Origin of the sequence: Shewanella sp. SG41-4, assembly GCF_014164505.1 — a bacterium.
Lineage (GTDB): Bacteria > Pseudomonadota > Gammaproteobacteria > Enterobacterales > Shewanellaceae > Shewanella.
Genome location: NZ_JACJFI010000441.1, coordinates 1 through 2,317, shown reverse-complemented (window position 1 = coordinate 2,317; position 2,317 = coordinate 1). Strand labels below are relative to the sequence as shown.

Below are 2,317 nucleotides of genomic sequence, written 5' to 3'. Positions count from 1 at the left end.
TAATAATTTGCTAATGGATGTGAGTCAAATAGGAACCCATAACTTAGCAGTTATTCGTCAAACCGGAAGTGATAATACCATTATGATCCAGCAGAATGGTTATGGAAGTGCTGTTGGCGTTATTCAATGGGGAACAATGCAAAACGTTAGCGTGACTCAAAGTAATTAATTTGAGTTATTTATTTCAACCAAATGAAGGGAAATACAAAGATGAAATATTCTAAATTAGCTTTATTAATCTCAGCAGCTTTATTGACCTCTGCTGGTGCATATGCAGGCAGTAACGAAGCCGATGTTAGTCAAGAGGGAGAGCTAAATACCGCGGTGGTAGTTCAACAAGACAACAGTGTTGCTAATAATGCAACTATTGAACAGTTGGGTAATAATAATCTCTCAACTATTTTACAGACTGAAACGACAAACTCCCAAGCTTCATCAAATCAAGAGGGAAATGGTAATACATCTTTGATTGACCAACATAATGCAACAAGTACAGCTAGCGCCTCTGTTAAATCAGTTGGTGATGGTAATGATGCTGATGTCGCACAAGAATTTTTTAATGGCGAGAATGCTCAAGCTACTGTTAATCAAATGGGCAATGGTAACTTAGCAACCATCACTCAAAATGACGGTGATGGTGCACAGTCTACGATTAATCAAACCGGAAGCGAAGATACTGCCGAAATTTATAATCATTGGTCATATTTTGCTGATGCAACCATTAATCAATCAGGCAACTCTAACAATAATGCTTATATTCAACAGGAAGCCTCAGACGCTGCAAGTGCGTCGTTAACCCAAAATGGTTCAAATAACGACGGTGATATATTACAAAATAATCAGAATTATGGCGGTTTGGGTAGTGATGATACCGTTGCAACATTAGAGCAAGTTGGTAACGGTAACATTGGTTTAGTTGAACAAGCAGGTTTATCGAACATGGCGGATGTATATCAAAATGGTGAATCTAATGATGCACACGTTAATCAAGCTGGCAGTAACCATGACGCTCAAGTTAACCAATACGGTTTAAATCAAACCGCAACGGTAACGCAAATGGACTTTGATCATGTTGCAACCGTTAATCAATCAAATGAAGGCAACACTGCTACAGTAATTCAAAGTACGGTAACTCCCGGTAATGGTGAAGGTAATCCAGCTAATGGTAATATTGCAACAATAGACCAAGAAGGTATGGATGATACCGCTACGGTTACACAAGCCGGTTTCGCAAACGAAGCGGTAGTGTTTCAAGGGGAGTACAGTTTTGACAACACAATTACAATCACCCAGTCGGGTCATCATAACTATGCAGGTGCCTCAACTGAAAATGGCAGATTGAGTACCGTAACAGTCAATCAAGCTGGGCATCATAATGAAGTTAATAGCAAACCCAATGGCAGCAACTTTTATGGTGAAGGGATCGGTGCTGGAACGTGGGGAGCGAATAATATCGTTACAGTTGACCAAGATGGCCATCATAACAAGGCCTATGCTGATGCTGCTGACTTGTCATCAGTTATTGATATAGACCAGTCTGGACATCATAACGAAGCATATGCTGAATCTGAATGGGGCGAAGCTAACGAAATTGTTATCGATCAAACTGGTGGCAATCATTTAGCTGATGTATATGTCTCTGGTGATGGCAGTAATGTGGTTTATGTTACCCAAACCGATATGAATAACTCAGCAGTTGTAAGCAGCATAGGGTTTGGTAATACAGTGACGATTACTCAAGGTATGTAGTGAAGAAGTTTAAAAAGGGTGTGCAAACACCCTTTTTATTAACTCATTAGTCATAAAAAATTGAACCAATCTTGATATTCATTGATGCAAGTTGTGTTTAAAGGCATCAAGTTCAGCTTCACATGGAGTGTCAATCATGATTAAAACCTCAAATTGGATGATAGTTTCTCGGTCACAGTTATTGAACGATTTACTTGATTTTCGCTGGCCGCAAGAGTTGTTGGTAAAACTGTCGACAACTCACCCAGGCGGAATGGTTAAAATATTAGCTAGTGAGCCAATATCTCTGATTTTATTTGATTTATCGACGATTGATATTCAGCAAGCTTATCAGTTGCAACGTTTTATTGAACGTGAATATAGTGCAACTCATACAGTTTTTTTAAATTTTCCTAGGCACCTAGACACTACATTTTTAATTCATCCAGCAACAACTGCAGGGGTGTTTTATCGCGATGCAAGTTTAGCGACAATTAGCCATGGTTTAGATGAAATACTCGAAGGTGGGAGTGTGATCCCTCAAGATCTCTGCCAATCAGTTACGAATATAGATAATGATGACAGCGAT

General features: G+C 39.2%; 3 protein-coding genes. All 3 read left to right on the top strand.

Features of this window, described 5'->3' with window-relative positions; all coding sequences use genetic code 11:
* Positions 1-13: 13 nt before the first annotated feature.
* Entirely contained in the window at positions 14-169 is a 156-nt protein-coding gene (locus tag H5202_RS24840; RefSeq protein ID WP_443019458.1) for a hypothetical protein, read from the top strand.
* Between the two features lie 41 nt (positions 170-210).
* Positions 211-1,749, top strand: coding sequence for a curlin (locus H5202_RS20800; RefSeq protein ID WP_182773739.1), 1,539 nt, complete (start codon positions 211-213; stop codon positions 1,747-1,749).
* Positions 1,750-1,885: 136 nt separating this feature from the next.
* Positions 1,886-2,317 (top strand): DNA-binding response regulator (locus H5202_RS20795; protein WP_182773738.1); only part of this gene is annotated, 432 nt, incomplete at its 3' end.

Excerpts from the sequence above, each read along its gene's own strand:
- H5202_RS20800 (WP_182773739.1), top strand. The coding sequence starts at position 211 with ATGAAATATTCTAAATTAGCTTTATTAATCTCAGCAGCTTTATTGACC.
- H5202_RS24840 (WP_443019458.1), top strand. The coding sequence starts at position 14 with ATGGATGTGAGTCAAATAGGAACCCATAACTTAGCAGTTATTCGTCAA.